Below are 245 nucleotides of genomic sequence, written 5' to 3' on the forward strand. Positions count from 1 at the left end.
GGCTGCTGGGTTCCGGGAATTCTTGCGCTTACGTGATCTCGATGCACGGCACAAGACGCTGAAAGCGGCGATCGATGGCGCTACCTATTTCGGGGGCGCAGCGGTCGTTGGCTACGTAAATGATCTGGATGCGGCAAAGCTCCAGAACGGGAAGCTTGCCGCGACTATCACCGTCTACCCTGAATACCGACCGGGCGTTGCAGAGCACGCGTTTGTGTACAGCAAACCCACACTTCGAAAGGAGG

The 245-nt window shown here is 58.0% G+C and carries 1 protein-coding gene; it reads left to right on the forward strand.

What is annotated here, in order from left to right; genetic code table 11:
• Window positions 1-245, forward strand: a 245-nt coding sequence (locus AC1RPX_RS08075) for a hypothetical protein (RefSeq protein WP_481763381.1), incomplete at both ends; no start/stop codon positions are given.

Source organism: Dellaglioa sp. CoH-56-MRSF-14, assembly GCF_056782115.1.